A 20,509-nucleotide genomic window follows, 5' to 3' on the forward strand; every position below is an offset into this window, starting at 1 on the left:
TTGCCACAGCGGTGAGGACATAAATAACCTCATGAATATAGCCGATACCCGTCAAGCATAAATGGTTTGATTCCCGTACTATGCAACTGTCAACTGTCCACTGCCAACTGTCCGCTGCTATATCATATCGGTTGTTGCGCGACCGGGATTCTGGGTTTGGGTTTGGCGATCGACATTAGCGGATCGCCGATGGTGGCCACCTTCCAGGGCGGGGATTCTAGCTGGCGGGCTGCGATTAAAAAAGGTGCCCCTCGTTTTAGGCGATCGACCATTATTTTAGGTGGAATAAATGCAGATAACAAAGGTTCGTTGACGCTGCCGACATAGGCGTAAGCACCATTTTGCAACCACCTGCCAGCAACGGTATTTGCATCATCTGGATCTGATGCTGACCAACTGTGAATCATGTGGATTGCTGCGGGAAATTTCAGTTTTGGTATATCCTCAACCAAGGCGTCGCCGTTACCGACTTGGAATGATTTGGGATAGCCTTTGGAATTCATTAATATTAAGTCAAATGTCCACGGTTTGGATGCTACTAAACTCCGCCACAATTGGAGAGTAGACTGGGGTTTTTGCACTAATTCGACATTCAAACCTATGCTTTTTAGTCCGCTAGCTGCTGACTCCATTTCATATTTTCCCCAATTTCCTTCTTTTGGGTAACTGTCATACAGCATAGCTGTTTCGCTGTCGAGAAATATGGCGCACATGGCTTGATAGATCGATCGCACTTGGGATCCGTAAATCCAGCCAGCCGCGGCCCAACGTTCACCGTTGGGATGTCGCCCCAAACCGTCGGTAACAGCCCATTGTTCGTCTTGCTTTTGCGGGGATTGATATTTTACTGCTAGTTGGCGTACAATCGTGATTGTGTCGATCGCATCTCCGAGTTGCGAGTAAAAATATCCGGTAGATTCAACAGCTTTTGTAACTGCTGTTTGCAGATTTTTCCACTGGGCGGTATTAAGGTTATCGTTCGGTTTTCCGAAGTTGCCTTCGAGAAATACTAAGGGTTGGCCACGGGCTGCTGCTAAGGCAACTGCTGCTAAACGTGCGGGGTCATTTTCAGATGTGATGACTACTCCTGGCGGTTCCCAGCCGAGTTCTCTCCATTTTGCTTTTAAGGTTTGAGTATCCGTGGCATTCCAGGCTGCTGCTGTTGCCTTCAGCATTAATTGTTGGAGTTTTTGACCTTTTGGGATCTCCTGTTTGATGCTGGGTAAACGGACAATTTCTTCGGGTTGGAAGCGCTGCAAAAACATCGGTGCATATTTTTGATCTTCGATGAGAATCGGCCAGTGTCCTTTGAAATTCCACTTTTGGATTGCGGCTAAGAATGTGGCTTCGTCGGGGACTAAAACAATGCGGTTGACTGTTGGGATGTTGTCGCGGATCAGGCCGACTCGCAGGCCTATTTGCACTGGCCAGGGTTCTTGTTTGGCTGATGGGGGGAGTTGGAAAGGTTTTTTGAGCAGGCGATCGCACCCAACAGCGATTGTTGCTATGATGGAAATAAGGGCGATCGCTAGCAATTGAAGTTTTAACTGTTTTTTCATGAGGGAAGGGAAGAGCAGCAAAAAAATCGTAGCTTGCGGGGCGGAACGCCATCGCCAACACTAGAATTTATAGGTATATTTTTATACTAATCCCGGATTTTCGAGGCATGACACAAAGAAAGATTGTAAGTGCGATCGGGATGGCGACTGTTTGGGCGATCGGCTTAGCAACTACAGGTTTAATAATTTTCGCAGCCAACGGTTCCTCAGTCAAGCATCAAGTCCGACAATTGCTTGTAGCAAGAGAATGCCGGGGGTGCAATCTTTCCGGGGCTAATTTGAGTGCAGTTTTTCTGGAAGGCGTCAATCTAGAAAATGCTAACCTCAAAGATGCCAATTTGTGGAGTGTCCATTTGGTAAATGCTAACTTGAAACAGGCAAATTTGGCTGGTGTTTACCTGATAAGCAGCAATTTAGTAGGGGCAAATTTGGAGGGAAGCAATTTAGAAAAGGCGTTTTTAGAGGATGCTTATTTGGGAGGGAATAATTTAAAAAATGCTAACTTAACAGGTGCTTTTATGAAAGGTATATTTTTGGTTAATGCTGACTTGGAGGGGGCGAATTTGGAGGGGGCGAATCTGTGGATGGCTAATCTGGAGGGTGCTAATTTGAAGGGTGCTAATTTGAGGAATGCTTTGCTGTTGGAGACAAATTTGACCGGGGCAAATTTAAAGGGCGCGGTGATGCCTGATGGTACGCGGCATGAATGAAAGTCAGTTGATAGTTGACAATTGACAATTGACAGTTGACAGTTGACTGCTTTCGGAGTCAACTGTCATCAGTTATTAGTTATTAGTATTAATCAGGGGAAAGAGCGATTCCCTACCCTTCGGGAACGCACGCGCGTTCGGGATAGCTTCGCTCGCGCGTACCTGCAACCTTCATTTCCCGTGATTTTGTTAGGAGATGAAGGTTGTAAGTGCGATCGCCTTAACTCGACTTTACTTAGGCGGGGAACCTTCTGCAAATCTTTGAATAGCTTTTGGTGCGAAAGCAGCAGCTAAAAAAGCAGTTGTAATGTCTTTGCCAGCAGAATTATTGGTATTTATTGCGATCGCGCCAAACACAATCGCTGCAATCAGTGCAATAAAACTCATGGCTCGCATTGCCGAGTATTGTCCATTATTCTCCTGAAAAAATTCGGCAAATCCCTCTCCATGTTCAGAAGAATTTGGTTTAGTCTCAATCATAGAAGAATGTGCCATTTGATTGACCTCCTAAATGTTTAAAAATATCTACAGTCCCCAGTCCACAACTAACAGGCGTGGATCGTACTTGCGGAGCAATTTCACAAGTTTTCTCAAATCATCAATTGTAGTAGGACACACGCATCCTATACTGCCTGGCCAGGTACGACTTTGAATCCAGTTCCAATCCCCATGAAAGCCGAAGGCATCTCGACAGCCAATACGTTTTGTTTCACAACTTTCGTAACGCTCTTTCGCTTTAACAAGAGGTACCCATACAGGCCCGAGTCCATCTCCATCTATGGGGTGTGAAGCATTGTAATTGTCTTTACCACCAGCCCAGTCGATATCCGAAATGTAGTAGTTATCTTGTGGGATAGGTGCCCCATTATTTGGTTGACTTTCAGGATCGTCCCACATTAAAAAGCTCTGAGCACCCGGTTCACCAGAAATAACATCTAATGAATCAACAACTACATTGCCTTGTGGATCTACGAAATCGAGTTTGCACCATTCAAGTCCTTCGTAGGCATCTCTTCGTGTACGTGTGAGACGGCAGTATACACCTCCATCTATTCCAGATGAATTGACAGATACGTCTTCACGCGCACGCTTGAGAGCATTCTCTATAGCCCGTCGCGTCTCTGGACCTACCTTACCATCAACTCGGCTAAGAGCTTCGCGGGTTTGAAAAAGCTTGACTGCGCTATCAGTAATGTCAGTAAATTCGTTAGGCTGAGAACCTAAACGAAGAAATTTGAGTCCTGCTAGAGCGCAATTAAGTATGTAACAGTCTTCTCCAATATGTCGTTTCTGAAGGGTACGAGTGAACGGTAATGGTATGGGAGCAGGTTTATAGGGAAAATCTCCCTTCGGCGGTTGAGCCAAATCTTTAGGCTTTATGACAAAGCCTATTGCTACATCTATATCTGAAAAACCATCGCGCCGAAATAAAGCTTCTTCGTCGTTTCGACGATCGACCAATCCTGGGAGCGATCTTCTTGTGCCATTATCTTCACCATGTACCCAACGATCGAATTCCCTTGCTGCTCCTTGATAATTGCCTTTGTTTAATTCTCGCAACAGAGTTGACTCGCCGAATGCGCCAATGCCGATGTTATAAGTGAAAGAAACCAAGGCATCAAACATACATGGTTTGAGTTTAACTTGGCACAAGCGCTCGACATCTTCTGCTTTTTCTGCAACCTCAATTTGCAACCACCGCTCTGCGGCTTCTCGGGTGATAATATCACCCTCTAAAATCGGTCGGCTGCGATCCAAATGCTCGATCGAGCCATAACCAATTGTCCAAATACCAACAGGGTCTCGGTATGCTTTAATCCGTCCATCAGGAAGCTTCTTATGGAGTCCTTCCCACTTTTTGATTAGTTCAAAGCATTCGTTAGAAGGTTTCATATTTCTCCTTTAGTGTCAAAATATTGAATGTGGTTTAAATTTCAACAGTCAGAGCAACTCTTGCTCTGACTTAATTCAAAGAATAAACCCCTTCAATCGCCCTGCCGGTGAGAAAAAGTGACAAGCTTTTGTAAACTTACGTAAATTCCCTTAAAGACTGCTAGCAGTCAATCGATTTTAGATGTTAAATTTTAGATAAGGGAATTTATCTCACAGCCTGTATCGAGGGCTTGTAACCCTATTGCTTTCGATTAATTGTGTAAATTTGTTTATATTTCCTGAAATGCGACTAATACCCAGAATAATCAGTAAATTTGCTGAACAGGGCAAAATAACAAACTATGAAAGGACAAGAGGCGATCGCCATAGTCGATCGTATATTACAATCCGTTAACAAAAAGCAAAAACTCACTGACATTCAATCCCACGTCTTTCTGGAAACTTGGGAAGGACATTCTTATCAAGAGATAGCCGATCGCCTACTTTACGAACTCGACTATATCAAACACATCGGTTCGCTTTTGTGGCGAACTCTCTCTCAAATTCTTGGGGAAAAAGTCTCAAAGCACAATCTGCACGCTGTCTTGCGCCGCTACCAGCAGAGCAGTGCGGGCATCCAAGATTGGGGAGAAGCGATCGATGTTTCCTATTTTTACAACCGCTTGCAGGAATTAGAAACATTAGAAACTTGGATTAGCGGCGATTCTACCCGTGCGATCGGTATTTTTGGAATTGGCGGTATCGGCAAAACTTCTCTGTCTGTCAAACTCGCTCAGCAAATTCAATCTAAATTTGAATTCGCGATCTGGCGGAGTTTGCAGCAAGCACCGACATTAGATGCTATCCTCAGCGATATTTTACCAATTTTAACTAATTCATCAGCCGAAACCAATCACTCTATTCATGCTCTCATGGAACAGTTGCGGCAAAAACGCTGTTTGTTAATTTTCGACAATCTGGAGTCGATTTTGCAAGCAGGAAATCGCAGCGGACAATATCAACAAGGTTATGAAGATTACCGACAGTTATTTGCCCGCATTGCTGACGAACCACACCAAAGTTGTCTGATTTTAACCGGACGAGAACAACCCGGCGGGTTTGCTGTGCGATCGGGTGAAAATTTGCCCGTGCGATCGCTCAAACTCTTCGGCCTTTCACCGCCTGTATGCCAGCAAATCCTTGCGGATAAAGGATTAAAGGCAACGCTACTACAAAGTAGAGATATTGTCAACTACTTTGGTGGGAATCCCCTTGCTATAAAACTTGCTGCAACGACTATTCAAACACTTTTTGGCGGTGACACAAAGGCATTTTTAGCGCAAGGAAATACTGTTTTTAGCGATTTGTGGGATTTGCTCGATCGCCAATTCGATCGCCTGTCTCCCCTGCAACAACAAATCATGTACTGGTTAGCCATTAACCAAGAAGCAGCGACTCCTGCGAAGCTAAAAGCTGAAATTTTGCCCGAAGTTTCGGGACGGCAACTGATGGAAGCATTGGAGGCGCTGGCCGAGCGATCGCTGATTTTCGATGAGCGATCGCTTAATTATACCGCATCCACCAGTTTAATGCTACAACCTGCGATCGCCGAGTATGTCAGAGAACGATTGCTCGAACGAAACTGTCGTTCGAGCAATATCGAACTTTTAATAAATGCCCGGAATTAGTTTTTTTACTCGCTGGCGGTATTCTGAATAGTCGGGATATTTATCGCTCAACCAAGTTTCTTCGCGTCTGGATTTGATGTCAAAAAATATTAGTAAAATTGCAGTCGCTATTAAATGAGATAAACTGAATTGAAAGATTGTCCAGCCGAGGGCTGCGAAGATGCCGCCGCTGTACAAGGGATGCCGCACTATTCCGTAAATGCCTGTTTGGACTAATTCTCCGTCTTCTCTGGGATAGGGTAAAGGTGTGAGGTTTTTCCCCAAATCTATCAGTCCTTTGATGATGAAAGTTAATCCGATAGAGCTGAGAATACTTGCTAAAAACCAGGTAAGATAAATTAATTGAGTTGATTGAATTTTGAATCCGGGTAGTTGATAAACTGGTAAGATTGTAAATGCTGCAAGTAATACTAATTGCAGAAAAACTAAATATTCGCCCCGGCTGTTGTTGCTCCAGCCTTGGCGCGTGAAACCCCAGTCAGTTAATAGTTTTTTCATAGGAAGAGGAAAGTTCGGCTAGGGATTGTGGAACTGACATTTTTGGGCGCATCTGGTAGATTGTTTGTAGTTGTGCGATCGCGTTTAAAGAGCGCTAAAGCGCAACTACGTACCTCGGATAAAGCGCTCAAGCGCAACTACATACCTCGGATAGAGCGCTCAAGCGCAACTACGTACCTCGGATAGAGCGCTCAAGCGCAACTACATACCTATTAGAGATTTATTCTCGCCAGGGACGTGTCATTAGTTCTAGTTGGTTGACTTCATCTTGGCTTAAAGTCCAGCCTAGGGCGCCTGCGTTTTCTTCGGCTTGTTTTGCGGTTTTGGCGCCGGGAATTGGGATAACTCCGTTTTGGGCTATTAACCAGTTTAGGGCAACTTGCGCGGGCGTGCGATCGCGCTTTCTCCCCATTTTTCGCAAGGTAGACATGACTAATTCGATTTTTTCAAGGCCCACTTTGCCGAATCGGGAGTCCATTTTCCGGGCTCCTGTAGGTGGTTCTTGGGCTGTGTATTTGTCGGTGAGCAATCCTTGGGCTAAGGGGCTGTAAGCTAAAATTGTTACTCCCAATTCCGAGGCTGCACGTACAATTCCTTGTTTTTCTACTTGCCGCGATAGCAATGAGTAACGGACTTGATTTGTTGCTAGGGGGACGCCTCTGGCTGCTAGTATTTTGTGAGCTTCGCGCATCTGTTCTTCGGAATAGTTGCTGACTCCTACTGCTTGAATTCTGCCTTGTTTTACTTCGTCTGCTAAGGCATTCATCAGAGTTTCTTGACTCAGTAAAAAACTAAAAGGCCAGTGTACTTGGTAGAGGGTTATTTGTTCTACTTGCAACCGTTTTAAGCTGGCACTCAAGGCTTCGGAAACTGATTTTCCGGTAATCCGCCAGGGTACGGGGCCGAATTTGGTGGCTATTTGCACGGGTTGGCTAGTTTTTTTGATAAACTGTCCCAGCAATTCTTCTGACAAGCCGTTACCGTAGACTTCGGCTGTGTCGAAAAAGTTGATTCCGGCATCTAGGGATGTGTTGAATGCTGCTTCTACTTCGGCGGCGCCGTAGTTGCTGCCGTAGTTCCAAAATAGTTTGTCGCCCCAAGCCCAAGTTCCGACGCACAGGGGAATGACGGCTGGGCCATTTTGTCCTAGGGTGATAGTTGTCACGGTTGGTAAATCCACAGTTATAGCAGTTGACAGTTGACAGTTGACAGTTGACAGTTACATAGTACGGGAATCAAACGGTTTATCGATCGCGGGATCGGGGATCGATTCATGAGGTTATTTATGTCCGCGCTTTCAGGTGGCGGTTGCTATATTGATTCTCTTTATTTTTATATGAATAATGTCATTTGAGCTTCTAGCTGTGGGTATAATGGCGGCCGATTGCAATATCTCAGTTACTATAAATTCAAATGTTGTCTTTATTTGAAAAGTTATGCCGATCGACCGTTTGCCAGATTCTACATTAACAGATTCCACGACTGCTGCCCAAAAGAGAATTGACCTCGCGACGATGTTCCGCCTGGGCTTGTTTCAGATGGGGCTGGGCATGATGTCGATTTTGACCCTGGGGGTACTCAATCGCGTGATGATTAAGGAGTTGGCGATTCCGGCTACTGTGGTGGCTGGTACCCTGGCGATGCACCAGTTTGTGGCGCCAGCGAGGGTATGGTTCGGGCAAATGTCGGATGCTAAGCCTTTGTTTGGCCATCACCGCACGGGTTACGTGTGGATGGGAGGGCTGTTGTTTGTGATTTCGGCTTTTTTGGCGGTGCAGGTGATGTGGCGCTTGGGCGCTAGTTTAGACGCTGTGGGGTGGACGACTCCGACTTACGGCTGGGTGGGTTTGCTGGGTTTGGTTTTTGCAGTTTACGGTATCGCGATTTGTTCGAGCTCGACTCCTTTTGCTGCTTTGTTGGTGGATGTTTCCGATGAGGAAGATCGATCGAAGTTGGTGGGTGTGGTGTGGTCGATGCTGATGGTTGGTATTATTATCGGGGCGATTGTCAGCAGCGGTTTGCTGAAGCAGATTGATGGGGATGTGCCGCGGGAAGTGTTGCAGGCTTCGATTAATGGTTTGTTTGTGAAGGTGCCGGCGGTGGTTTTGCTGTTGGTGGGGATTGCAACTTTTGGGGTTGAGAAGAAGTATTCGCGTTACGGGGCGCGATCGATCGCAGTTAATCGAGAAGATAAGATTACTTTAGGAAGTGCGCTGCGGATTTTGACTGCTAGCCGCCAAACTGGTTTGTTTTTTACTTTCCTGCTGGTGATGACAATTTGTTTGTTTATGCAGGATGCCGTTTTGGAACCCTACGGCGGGGAAATTTTTAAGATGCCGATTTCGGAAAGTACGCGGTTGAATGCTATTTACGGTACTGGTGTTCTCATCGGTTTGAGCGCAACTGGTTTTTTAATTGTGCCGCGGATTGGCAAGCAAAATACGATTAGATTGGGTTGTTTGTCGGTGGCGGCTTGTTTTGGCTTGATTATTTTATCGGGATTTACTGGTAATCCCATTGTGTTTAAGTCGGCTTTGATGTGTTTCGGGTTAGCTTCGGGAATTACAACGACGGGGGCACTGAGTTTGATGTTGGATTTGACGGCTGCGGAAACTGCGGGGACTTTTATTGGCGCTTGGGGTTTGTCGCAGGCGATGGCGCGGGGTTTTGCTACGGTTAGCGGCGGTGCTATTTTGGATTTTGGCAGGACTTTGTTTGGAGTGCCGATGTTGGCTTACGGGTTGGTTTTTGCAGTGCCGGCTGTGGGTATGATTTTCGCTTTGTATCTGTTGAGTCTGGTGGATGTTGCAGAATTTCAGGATAATGCTAAAAGTGCGATCGCAACTATCCTTGAAAATGAATTAGACTGAGAATACCGGGCGGTTGAAACCGCGTCTATACAGACCAAACCCGCCTCCGCGGGTTGAAGAAAGTTCTCTTCAGTCCGCGGAGGCGGACTTCGTTTTTGTAGACGCGGTTTCAACCGCCGTCTTCGTTTTTATCAGCGCGGTTTCAACCGCCGTCTTCTCCTACAAACCAGTAACTAATGCAAGATTTTTGGAACTCTATTCTAACTTTTTCTCAGACAACTGTCAAAACAATCGGACAGCAGTTTTTGAAAGATTTCGGTTCTGCACAAGCGGATGAGAAATCTGATGGCAGTTTGGTTACGCAGTCTGACAATTGGGCGGATGCAGAGATTAGAAATGCGATCGCACTTGCGTTTCCCAGTCACGGGATTTTGAGCGAAGAAGGAGAGCACGTTTTACCCGATACTGAATGGTGTTGGGTTGTCGATCCTCTCGATGCTACCACTAATTTTGCTCGGGGCATTCCAATTTGGGGGATTTCTTTAGGTCTATTATATCGCGGAACTCCAGTTTTTGGCTGCGTGCATTTGCCACCCCTGAATCAAACTTTCCACGGTTTTTATGCAGAGAATTTGGCGGACGATCCTGTATTGACAAATATGCCTCAAGGTGCATTTTTAAACGATCGCCCGATTCGCCCGAGTGATGATAAACTGAGTGGAAATCATATTTTTAATTTGTGTTCGCGGAGTGTGGGAATTGGGCCTCATCTTCCGAGTAAAATTCGGATGTTGGGGATGGCTAGTTACAATTTTTTAATGGTGGCTTCCGGTGTGGCGATGGGAGGAGTTGAAGCGACTCCTAAAATTTGGGATATTGCTGGGAGTTGGGTAATTGTCAAGGCTGCGGGTGCGGTTTGGCTACCGCTGGAATCCCAAGCGATTTTTCCGCTGGAAGTGGGTAAGAATTATGCGAGGGTTTCTTTTCCAACTTTGGTGATGAGTCGCCAGGAATTAGTGTCGGTGTTTTTGCCGTTTGTTGAAGCTTGGAAGAAGAAAAAAATGGGCTAATCTTAAAGTCGCCTCGAACCCAATAGGTTCGATCGTTCGGACTTCAGTCCTTCTTTCTTGCGGACTTTAGTCAAATGGCACTGAAAAAGTGACAAAAAAAATCTGTAAGGCAAGATATACATAGATAATTGCCTTACAAACCAAAAGATCTCTTTCCCGGCAATGCCAAATCGTGCGTCCATTCTCTCTCCAACAATTTTTGCAGAGTGTTGCCTCACCTTGCCAGAAGCTGCTGCCAGATTCTGCCGTCCATTCGCTTCTAGCTTGGGAGAAGATCACCTACTACCAAAGCATCTACACACCAGTAGTCACCTTAACTTGTCACCAATGGGTCTTGCATAGGCGGTTGTGATTCGTTATGCTTTGCACGGTCTATGACCGTGCTTTTTCACCAGCCCCAAGAATGGTAAAATTGTCACAAGCCGAACAGAAAATTAGTCCCGAGCCCTTAATTGGTTACTCGATATCAATTTACTTCAAAATCCTCATAGGGAATCAACCTGAACTCTTGACGAAACATCTGCCTGGGCGGCCATACTTACCGCTTTGCTTCGCGCCTCTATAATTTGACCTATCTCGCGCCCCAAGCTTGGTTGGCGTTCAATCATTGTATTTACAGCATCTGAGTAGATGACAAGAACTTGCAAATCGTCAACGGCGGCGATTGATACCGGACTCGGTTCCCCACTAAATAGTGCCATTTCCCCAAAAAACTCACCACGCAAGATAGTCATTACCTCCAACTCCATGCCAAACTGGTTCCTGACTGTGACCTTAGCCTGACCCGCAATGATAATGTACAAAGCATTACCAGGCTCGCCTTGCCGGATGACTTTCTCTCCCGCACCAAACTTCTGTAAAATAGTTCCCTTACCTAAGTCATCCAAATTTTTGGGTTCTCTAGCTAAAGGCATAAATCCGGGAATTGAGTGCAGGCTTTGGGCTAACTTAGTTGAAGCGCTATCTGCCTTATCAGCAGGTTCCACAGGATACGAGTATCGGTAACGATATAACGTTAAGTTGTTTCGCTGCGCTGCGTACCAAATTCGCGTCATAAATCGATCGACTATCTGGTCTACATCCTCAAAGTTTTTGACAAAGAACTCCACCTCATACATAATTGCAGTCTCATCATAGGATTTGGTTTTAATATTTGGTTCCGGTTCCGCTAATACTCCTTGGGTAGCCAAGGCTGTACTTGTTAGTACCTGCTTCACGAGATTAGGCGGGCTATCGTAGGAAAAACCAATATTGAGGCGTTGGTTATAAATGCCTTCTGGTTGGCTGTAATTATAGATGATTCCTTTTCCAATGAACTGATGAGGAACGATTATCATCTGGCGCTGGAGAGTGAGCAGGCGAACCGATCGCCAATTGATATCAACTACCTCACCTTCGATATCTCCAATCCGCAACCAATCACCAACGCTAAAGGGACGTTCTAGAAGCAGCGCCATGCCAGACATGACGCTGCCTAGTGTGTCCTGAAGCGCCAAACCGATCACAATTGAGCTAACGCCCAATCCAGTAGCAAGACCGGCCAAATCAGCACCCCACACTGCCGCTAGCACGATCGCACTTCCTACAAGCACCAAAAAAAACTTAGAAAGATCGATCAGCAATTTGGGCATCCGTGCCCGCCATGTATTAGCCTCAGCTTCTTCAAACAAAATCACATTAAGCAGCGAGAGAGATGCGTAGATGGCAGATATCCAGAACAGTGTTGCTACGAGCTTGGGAAAATTCCCATTAACGTCAAGCTTCAGGACATTCCTGATTAAAATCATCACCATTAAGACCGGCAGGACAAGGTTTTTTATAACCAGCAGGGTAGTCGCCAGTGGTCTAGCGTGCCTTTGTAGGTGATAAATAACCTCTCCTAGTAAAACGACGAGGAGTGGGAACCCTAATCCGACAATTACTGCCCACATCTCCCAGTCGTTTGAAGAGCTTAAATTATTCATGGACTTCCTCCGATCCAACATTTACTGGAAGCTTATAACTTGTGATTTGCCAAGCTACTAACTTTTCTTTTCCAGATTCTTGAATTTCACCAACCAACTCAAAATCGTAGAGATCGTGCAGGCGATCGTAGATATCTTGAGACACAAAGATTGCGCCGGGGGGACAAGCCGACTTCAATCTATTGGCAATATTTACGCTCTCACCCCAAACATCATAGAGCAATTTATTTTTGCCAATGACACCTGCAACCACATCTCCTGAATTGATACCGATTTCTACGTCTAGATCCAAGCCTTTTTCATAATTAAATCGGTGGACAAACGCCAGCATTTCCAAAGCAAAATCCACCGTGCGTTTGTCATGATCCAAACGTGGCACACTCAGCCCGCATACAGCCATATAACCATCACCAATAGTTTTAATCTTCTCCAAACCGTATTTTTCGGTCATTTCATCAAAGGCTGTTACCAGTTCATCAAGCAGAGCGATAACTTCGGGAGCTGACATGGTTTGAGAGAGCTTAGTAAATCGATGGAGGTCGGAAAACAAAACCGAGACATGAGAAATCTGATCGGCAATTGCTCGATCGCCCTGTTTGAGGCGTTTGGCTATTGCGGGACTAAATATATTTAAGACTAATGCTTCATTTTCGCGATTTTTCTGTTGAATTAGTTGAGTTTCGGCACGAAGGCGGCCTATCGTTTGGTTAAATGATTTAGCTAACTCTCCAAATTCATCTTCTGAACCAGATTTAACCACCGCGTCAACTTCTCCAGCCCCCACCAGGCGGGCACTAGCGATTAACTTCTTGATGGGTCTGACAAAGATTGCGGTCAGCCACATGGCAACAACCGTGATTATCGCGATGATTGCAGTAGCTGCCATCACAATTGTTTTTTGAAAGGAGTGAATTGACGCATAGGCTTCCGAAACATCCATCTCCGCCAATATCACCCACCTCAATCCATCAATATCTAGTGGAGAATAAGAACTCAAAACAGGAATATGACGATAATCGTCGATCACCTGGGTGCCCTGTTTCCCAAATAACGCTTCCTTCACTCCTGTTGTTTGCGCTTGCTGTAGGAGGATTGTAGTATTGAACTCTTTGATTTTCTTGATGGTCTTTTCATCAGTACCGATAGAGGCTAGAATTTTTGCATGACCTTCTGGGTCTTCTATCTGGAAACGAGATGCAGAGCGCATTAGATAATCCGACCCAACCAGATAAGTTTCTCCTGAATCGCCCAGACCACTTTGTTTCCAATTTTTGTTACCAGTCATCACATTGTTAATTTTGTCAACGGGAAACTGGAACGCCAAAATACCAATAAATTCCGAGCCGTTAAAGATTGGAGCAGCGATAAAAGCCGCAGGCGCACCGTAGGAAGGGCTGTAGGGCTTAAAATCTACTATTTTCACATACCCCTTTCCCTTTGCCTGTCGTGCAGCGGCGATCGCGTTTGCTAGGTTACTCTCTTTGTAGGGGCCATCGATCAAGCTTGTGGTAAAGTCGGCTTCTTTAAAAACCGTATAGACAACAGTTCCTTCGCGATCGATCAAAAACATATCGTAGTAACCATATTTTTCAACTATATTGCGAAAAATAGGGTGGTAGAGGGCGTGAGCGCGGCTGTAAGCGCTGGCGTCGCCTGGAGTATCAAGGAGAAGTTTCTTGCCAACGGGGTTCGGATTAGCAGCGATGTAGTGGTACTGTAGGTAACGAGCAGCGGGTGTTTTTGGCCTGTATGCTGCCAGAACAGGCGAACCATCGTTAGTTCGCGTTAGTTTGGTTAAAAATTCTTTCTGGTAGTAGGTATCAATTTTTGCGTCAAAATTCGCTGGAATTTTAGACTTTTCAAGTTCGCTGTAAGCCGTCTTAAATTCCTGTAGGGCTGCGACTACTGTCAAGTCTTCGCTGAGGGTTTGGGTGTGGTTTTTAAGGTTTTCAAAATAATCTTGGATTTGATAAGCTTTCACAGCCCTAAGGCTGGTTAATTGGTTAAAGACTTTTTCGGTCAGAATAGCTTTCCCACTGCTAGAGCATATAAACGTGCTCGCAAGCATAGCGCAAAGGCTGACTACCAGCAACATGACTATGAGTTTTGTTTTTATACTTAAATGATTCACTAATTGCATAGGATTTTTCCTGAGAGTCTGGGTATTATTTCTTTCATCTCTAAGAAGTTAAAGAGTAATCTTTCACCATTGGTAGCGATCGCTTTTCATTTATAGAACCCATTTGACATCTTTTGGCGATCGGCTCACAACAGTCGCTCTACTGCCCAACAGCACAAAAAGAGAAATCCTGGATAGCAGATTCTAAGCTGCTGTGCATCTATATTGTAGAATATCAACATATCATATCAATTCCGGCTCCATCGGAATGATATAGAGGAGACGGCAGTGCCGTGTCCCTACCACGATCAATTGTAGGGACACGGCACTGCCGTCTCCTCATTTTGGCTGCTAATAATTCAGATGCTAACGGAATTGATATCATAGGCAAGCGATCGCCAGATATATGCCAGCCATAAACCATCTGTCTCAAGAGCCAAAAGAAAGACTAATTAAACTTTCAAAAGATGCACATTGGCATTATAATAGAGAAAAATTTTTAATTATTTTAAGAGTAACTTATGGCTATTTTGCTCTAGAAATTAGTAAGTTTATGGAGATTTATAGACCAATACGGTTCACCTAAGACAGATCCCCCCTAACCCCCCGAACCAAACAGGGTGGTTTTATTGTCGTCAGACAAATTAGGTACGTAGTTGCGCTTCAGCGCTCTTTCCTAATCTTAGAAAGAGCGCTGAAGCGCAACTACGTACCTTGTAACGAAGATTGCAAAACTAGGAAAAGTAGAATTTAGCCAACTCATGCTAATAAACACTCTATTTCTGCTTCAACACCACCAAAGTAATATCATCAAACACCCTCTGAACACCAATATACTCCCGCACATCAGCGATCACAGCTTCCCGAATTTCTGCGGCCGAAAGCTGACGATTTTCAATCACAACTTGCCACAATCTCTCTAATCCGTACTGCGCTTTATTAATATCAAAAGCTTCAGGAATTCCATCAGTATAAAGCACCACCACATCCCCAGGATTTAACTGCACTTCTGCTTGAGCAACAAAGTCGCTAATCTCGTCTACTAAGCCAATGGGAAATCCTAAATCCATCGTGTCTATGCACTCCAATGTTCCATCAGCACGCACTACGATCGTTTCCTCATGTTGTCCGCTCAATTTCAGCACACCTCCGGCATAGTCTAAGATGGCGAGAGACATATTTTTCGGGGAATCCATGCGCTGGAGATTGTCATAAAGAGTCTGATTTATAACATCCAAAAATTTCACTGGATCGGTTTCGTTCATTTTCTGAAGCGTTCTGACAGCAGTTTGTGCCATAATCATCAACACGCCACTTTCTAAACCATGTCCGGTGACATCGCCAATACTAATCTTGACTTGACCATCCTGTTGCAATACGTCGTAGTAATCGCCACCAACTTCGTCTGCTGGTTCCATAAAGCCAGCTATTTCTAAGCCGTCAACTGCTTCTAATTCTGACTGTTTGGGTAATACCATTTGTTGCAGTTGTTTGACAATATCGAGTTCTGCACTCATACGCAGATTGTCTTGTTTCAGGAGTTCATTGAGGGTGCTAATTTCTTGATTCGCTTCAGCTAGTTGAGCCGTGCGTTCTTTGACTTTATCTTCTAAAGTGCGATACAGCAAGGCATTTTCAATCGAAATAGCAGCTTGGGAAGATAGAACTTTAAGGACTTCTAAACGTTCGATCGTAAATGCCCCAGCAGTCAAATTATTTTCTAGATACAGAATGCCGAGCAATTTGCCTTGATTGATAATAGGAGCACATAAAACCGACTTAGGCTGATTTTTTACAACATAAGGTTCACTAATGAATATACCCTCTTTGGTAGCATCTGATAGCACTATATCTTCCTGAGTTCTTTCGACATATTTAAACATCCCCATTGGCAGATCGTCGCAGTCTTCAACAGCAATAGATTGCAAAACTTCCACTTTTTGTGGATCGAATTGACCAGTCGCTTCAATAGTTAACTTACCATTGTTTAATAACATCAGTAAACCTGTTTGTGCGCCTCCATTCTCCAGCACAATATTCATTAATTTTGCTAATAATTGGTCGAGGACAATTGCACCAGCAAGAACTTGGGAAGCTTTGATAACTGTGGACAAGTCTATATCTGAACTTCCTCCAGTTTTTGAAGAAGCTATCCCAGTAGCAGTAGCCTGCAAATCAGTTTTTTTCTTGGCAGATACCTTGGGTAGCAACTGCGGATATTTCTGCTCCAAATCCTCAACTTTGCGTTTGGCACCCCAAAATTGGTAGCCATAATGGGCTTTTTTCATGTAAAGTTGGGCAATTTCCTCTTTGCCTTTCCCTAACCAGAATTTAGCTGCCAATTCATTACCTAAAGCTTCATTCTGAATATACTCATTTTCATGAGCTGAAGCAATGGCGCGATCGTACAAGTCCCATGTCAATTCTATTTCTTTATTTGTAATGCGAGCGATTTCTGCCTCCACCAGTAGATATTTATGCAGGAAGTTTTCAGGACAATTATCTGCCCAAATTTTCATCTTTTGCTGACAGGCTTTAATAATTTCCCCATATTCGTGCTGCTGTGCATCGGTAGCAGTGGGATAAAGAGCCGTTAAAATTAGAGGATAGTAAAGATAATGTTCGCCTTGAGTGGGAATACCTGAAATAAAAACGATGATTTCATCGCTTTTTTTAATATATTCTAAAGCGTTTTCATAATCACCATAGAAAAATACAATTTGGGCTTTAAAGATGTTATAAGCTGCTATTCCAGGCATAAAAGATTTTTCCTCGCACATCTGGAGGCACTGCAATTCATCAAAATACTCATCGCTAAAAGAAAATTTATCCAGGGTTAATCCCTGTAAATTTAAAATGAAATGCCGCTGTAATTGCTGAATACCAGCAAAAACATTATTTTTTATTTTCTTTAGAAATTCAAGATGTTTGTTAGATTCTTCAAGAATGCTATCAAAATTATCAGAACATAGAACTCTTTGCAGAATCAAATGGTAAGAATTGTAGCTGACATAAACATCTCCAGTTTCCACTCCAGCTAGGTAGCCATTCCTCAGAAACGGAATTCCTTTTTTAAGATGGCTTCGCCAGGGATTAATCAGACCACCGAACATATTAAAAACTTTGCAAGCCAAATTAACATTATGAAATCGCTCGTTGAGCTTCATCGATAATAGACCAAATTCATAACCCACTTCATAATCAACTAATCTCGCACCTGCCAAGAATCCCCAAAAAGCATATCCATGAGCCGATACATCTGAGTTGCCGTTTTCCAGAGAAAGATTGACCATTTTTAATGAAATCAAAGCCAACAAATCTTGATCTACGAAATAAGCTGGCCCAGTAATATTCATTAAGAGAGTCATACAAGCTCTAATCTCTGGATCGAACATTTCTGGGGCATCAATTAGCTCAGAAACTTTGATATGCTCCAGATTGGCTCTGTATAACTCCAACTCTAAGTCAAGGGCAGACAAAATTTCCGATTTATCGGTTGTAGGCAAACTTAATCCCAAGGATTTTAAAGCCTCCGATCCAATGCCAACAGCTTCTACAAATTTGCCTGTATTATCATACAAAACTAAACGAATATTCTGAATTTCGGCTCTTTCTACATTAGATTTAACTTGAGTTAATATCAAGCCAAATAACTCTTCTGCTTTTTCAAAGTTACCGCATAGATATTCACATTCAGACCGTTCTCGATATAAACTAAAAGTCAGATCGTAATGCTCTTGCCAAGCATCTGTCGGCAACATCTCTATTCCCGTAGTAAAGTATTGCTCTAAAGCAGCCGCGTAAGCCGTTGAAGCTTTGGCTTTTCTCCCCGCTTCCAAGTTCAATCGTGCTAATTCAACCCGTTCCGATTCATCAGCAATTAATTCCCCAGCTAAGTTCAAATGATCGACTATTTCAAAGATTTTTCCTGGCAGTTCCTCAGCAGATAAATTCGCCAGCAACAGCCGCCCAATCTGGAGATGCACTGCTTTTTTCCGATCATCATCAATCAGAGCATAAGATGCTTGTTGTATCCGGTCATGCAGAAATTTATAATCTTGAATTAATAGGTTTTGATCTAACTCTGATGTCGGCAAGATGAATCCGGTCTGAACTGCCACAACTAGGTCGGGGAAAATTACCTCTTTGAGTTTTTCACTAACGATAGCAAGAGTGCTTAAGTGGAAAGAAGCACCTATACAAGATGCTAAACGTAAAACCTGCTGTGTGAGGGGGGGCAGTTTTTTTAACTTGCCTATCATCAATTCTACAACATTATCAGTAATATTTTGTGCTTCAATTTGGTTGATATTCCACTGCCAACTATGCTGTTGAGAATCAAAAGTTATTAGATCTTCTGCGTACAGGGTTTTGAGAAACTGATTGACAAAGAATGGATTACCACCTGTTTTCTGCATCACTAGCTCTGCCAAGGTTTTTACCGAATCAGTGTTGCTATATAATGTATCGGCAATCAGTTGACTAATATTTTCTAGCTCTAAAGGTGCTAAGGTAATATAATTGATAGTGGCTCCATCTTTGAGCAATCCATCAAGCGTCATCATCAAAGGGTGGATTGGGCTAACCTCATTATCCCGATAAGCTCCAATTAAAAACAGATATTGCATATCTGCGTCTGTCATCATCAGTTCTATTAACTTAAGTGTCGCGGAGTCTGCCCACTGTAAATCATCGAGAAATATGACTAAGGGGTGCTCTTTTGTACAAAATGTTCGGATGAAGTTACCGAAGACAATATTAAACCGATTTTGCGACTCGCTTGCCCCTAATTTTGGCACGGGTGGCTGTTCGCCGACAATCAGTTCTACTTCGGGAATTACATCAATAATTACTTGACCGTTTGCACCAAAAGCAGCTCTAAGTTTTTCTCGCCATTGTTCGAGTTGTGCTTCACTTTCAGTTAATAGTTGCCGCACCAATCCCTTAAAGGCCTTGACAACAGCCGAGTAAGGAATACTCTTTTGAAATTGGTCAAATTTGCCCGCCGTAAAATAGCCGCGCAGTCGGGTATTTGGTTTGTGAATTTCGGCTACTAGCGATGATTTGCCAATGCCAGAATAACCAGCCACTAACATCATTTCTACCCCCCTCTGTCCCCCCTTGCTAAGGGGGGATGAAAGGGGGGTTGCTACTCGCTCAAAAGCTGTCAGTAAGGCTTCAACTTCTGCCTCGCGCCCGTAGAGTTTTTGGGGAATTTGAAACTGGTCAGAAATATCTTGAGTACCCAAATAGAAATCTGATATATTTCCTTTGGTTTCTAACTGATGCAAACATTCTGCTAAATCAACTCTGATTCCAAAAGCACTTTGGTATCGATACTCAGCCGTTTTTGCCATCAGTTTCACCACGATATCTGAGATGGCTTGGGGAATTTCTGGATTAATTATATTGGGAGATATTGGCACTTTGGCGATGTGACAATGTACCAACTCCAGTGCATCCGTGGTTTCAAAAGGGAGTTGTCCCGTTAGTAACTCATAGAAAGTGACACCGAGGGAGTAAAAGTCGGTGCGGTAATCTAGGGAACGGTTCATTCTTCCCGTTTGCTCTGGTGAAATATATGCTAAAGTACCTTCTAAAACATTGGGATTTTTCAGGGTAGGGTTTTCGCGGGTTAAGACTGTAGAAATACCAAAATCAATAATTTTGAGCTGCCCGGTTTCTGGGTTGAAAATAATATTCGCCGGGTTAATATCTTTATGGACAATATTTTGTGCGTGAATACTGCCTAAAATCTCAGCCGTTTTAATAGCAATGCGAAGAAATTCCTGTAGGGGAAATGCCGGCGTGCTTGCTGCCTTACACTCATTCATCAAGTGTTTTAAAGATGACGCGCCAAAATCCTCAAGAATAATAACTAAAGTCCGCTTATAGGGTTTTAATTCATAAACCTTAATGACTCCATCAAGATTCAAATTCCGAGTAATTTCATATTCTTGTTTATAGCGGGTGAGTTCCGAAGGTGTGGGATAGTCTTCTTTGAGGAATTTGAGAATAACGGGTTGGTTATCGTCTTGGCGGATGCCTCGATAAACATTGGAGTTGTTACTTTCGTAGATTTGAGTGAGAATTTGGTAGCCGTCAAGTTTAAGCATTTTTTTTATAGTAAGGTGCTACAAGGAGTATTTCCAAACTGCGAAGATGGAAATACTCCCAAAACTTTGGCATTAAAAAGCTGAATGGGGAACTATCGCGGGC

At 43.8% G+C, this 20,509-nt stretch carries 12 protein-coding genes; 4 read left to right on the plus strand and 8 right to left on the minus strand.

Annotated elements, in window-relative coordinates:
* Positions 1-122: 122 nt before the first annotated feature.
* Positions 123-1,559: a hypothetical protein gene (locus tag JGK14_RS07055; protein WP_325314891.1), complete on the minus strand. Its 1,437-nt coding sequence runs from the start codon at positions 1,557-1,559 to the stop codon at positions 123-125.
* A gap of 107 nt (positions 1,560-1,666) precedes the next feature.
* Here JGK14_RS07055 and JGK14_RS07060 point away from each other — a divergent pair, with 107 nt between their 5' ends.
* Entirely contained in the window at positions 1,667-2,269 is a 603-nt protein-coding gene (locus tag JGK14_RS07060; RefSeq protein ID WP_325314892.1) for a pentapeptide repeat-containing protein, read from the plus strand.
* Between the two features lie 231 nt (positions 2,270-2,500).
* On the opposite strand, the gene JGK14_RS07065 is transcribed toward JGK14_RS07060, so the two are convergent.
* Together JGK14_RS07065 and JGK14_RS07070 are read right to left on the minus strand one after the other, a co-directional pair.
* Positions 2,501-2,764: a hypothetical protein gene (locus JGK14_RS07065; protein ID WP_325314893.1), complete on the minus strand. Its 264-nt coding sequence runs from the start codon at positions 2,762-2,764 to the stop codon at positions 2,501-2,503.
* A 30-nt stretch (positions 2,765-2,794) separates the two neighbouring features.
* Positions 2,795-4,162: a glycoside hydrolase family protein gene (locus JGK14_RS07070; RefSeq protein WP_325314894.1), complete on the minus strand. Its 1,368-nt coding sequence runs from the start codon at positions 4,160-4,162 to the stop codon at positions 2,795-2,797.
* A 341-nt stretch (positions 4,163-4,503) separates the two neighbouring features.
* Here JGK14_RS07070 and JGK14_RS07075 point away from each other — a divergent pair, with 341 nt between their 5' ends.
* The gene (locus JGK14_RS07075) at positions 4,504-5,829 is read left to right on the plus strand and encodes an NB-ARC domain-containing protein (protein ID WP_325314895.1); all 1,326 of its coding nucleotides are present in this window, start codon (positions 4,504-4,506) and stop codon (positions 5,827-5,829) included.
* Here the strand turns inward: JGK14_RS07075 and JGK14_RS07080 are convergent.
* Together JGK14_RS07080 and JGK14_RS07085 are read right to left on the minus strand one after the other, a co-directional pair.
* On the minus strand, positions 5,809-6,327 hold the full coding sequence (locus JGK14_RS07080) for a methyltransferase family protein (RefSeq protein ID WP_293176081.1): 519 nt from the start codon (positions 6,325-6,327) through the stop codon (positions 5,809-5,811). The two genes, JGK14_RS07075 and JGK14_RS07080, sit on opposite strands and share 21 nt — an antisense overlap.
* Positions 6,328-6,547: 220 nt before the next feature.
* Positions 6,548-7,492: an aldo/keto reductase gene (locus JGK14_RS07085; RefSeq protein ID WP_293176328.1), complete on the minus strand. Its 945-nt coding sequence runs from the start codon at positions 7,490-7,492 to the stop codon at positions 6,548-6,550.
* Between the two features lie 271 nt (positions 7,493-7,763).
* Here JGK14_RS07085 and JGK14_RS07090 point away from each other — a divergent pair, with 271 nt between their 5' ends.
* Positions 7,764-9,197: a BCD family MFS transporter gene (locus JGK14_RS07090; RefSeq protein ID WP_293176083.1), complete on the plus strand. Its 1,434-nt coding sequence runs from the start codon at positions 7,764-7,766 to the stop codon at positions 9,195-9,197.
* A gap of 176 nt (positions 9,198-9,373) precedes the next feature.
* Complete coding sequence (locus JGK14_RS07095; protein ID WP_293176085.1) at positions 9,374-10,207, plus strand: inositol monophosphatase family protein; 834 nt, start codon at positions 9,374-9,376, stop codon at positions 10,205-10,207.
* 485 nt (positions 10,208-10,692) lie between these two features.
* Here the strand turns inward: JGK14_RS07095 and JGK14_RS07100 are convergent, their stop codons facing one another.
* From JGK14_RS07100 to JGK14_RS07110, 3 genes are all read right to left on the minus strand, one after another.
* The gene (locus tag JGK14_RS07100) at positions 10,693-12,171 is read right to left on the minus strand and encodes a mechanosensitive ion channel family protein (RefSeq protein ID WP_325314896.1); all 1,479 of its coding nucleotides are present in this window, start codon (positions 12,169-12,171) and stop codon (positions 10,693-10,695) included.
* Positions 12,164-14,311, minus strand: coding sequence for an adenylate/guanylate cyclase domain-containing protein (locus JGK14_RS07105; RefSeq protein ID WP_293176089.1), 2,148 nt, complete (start codon positions 14,309-14,311; stop codon positions 12,164-12,166). Before JGK14_RS07105 ends, JGK14_RS07100 begins: the two co-directional genes overlap by 8 nt.
* A 755-nt stretch (positions 14,312-15,066) precedes the next feature.
* Complete coding sequence (locus JGK14_RS07110; protein ID WP_293205586.1) at positions 15,067-20,406, minus strand: AAA family ATPase; 5,340 nt, start codon at positions 20,404-20,406, stop codon at positions 15,067-15,069.
* Positions 20,407-20,509: the final 103 nt, after the last annotated feature.

The organism is Microcoleus sp. PH2017_28_MFU_U_A (genome assembly GCF_020738035.1).
Classification (GTDB): domain Bacteria; phylum Cyanobacteriota; class Cyanobacteriia; order Cyanobacteriales; family Microcoleaceae; genus Microcoleus.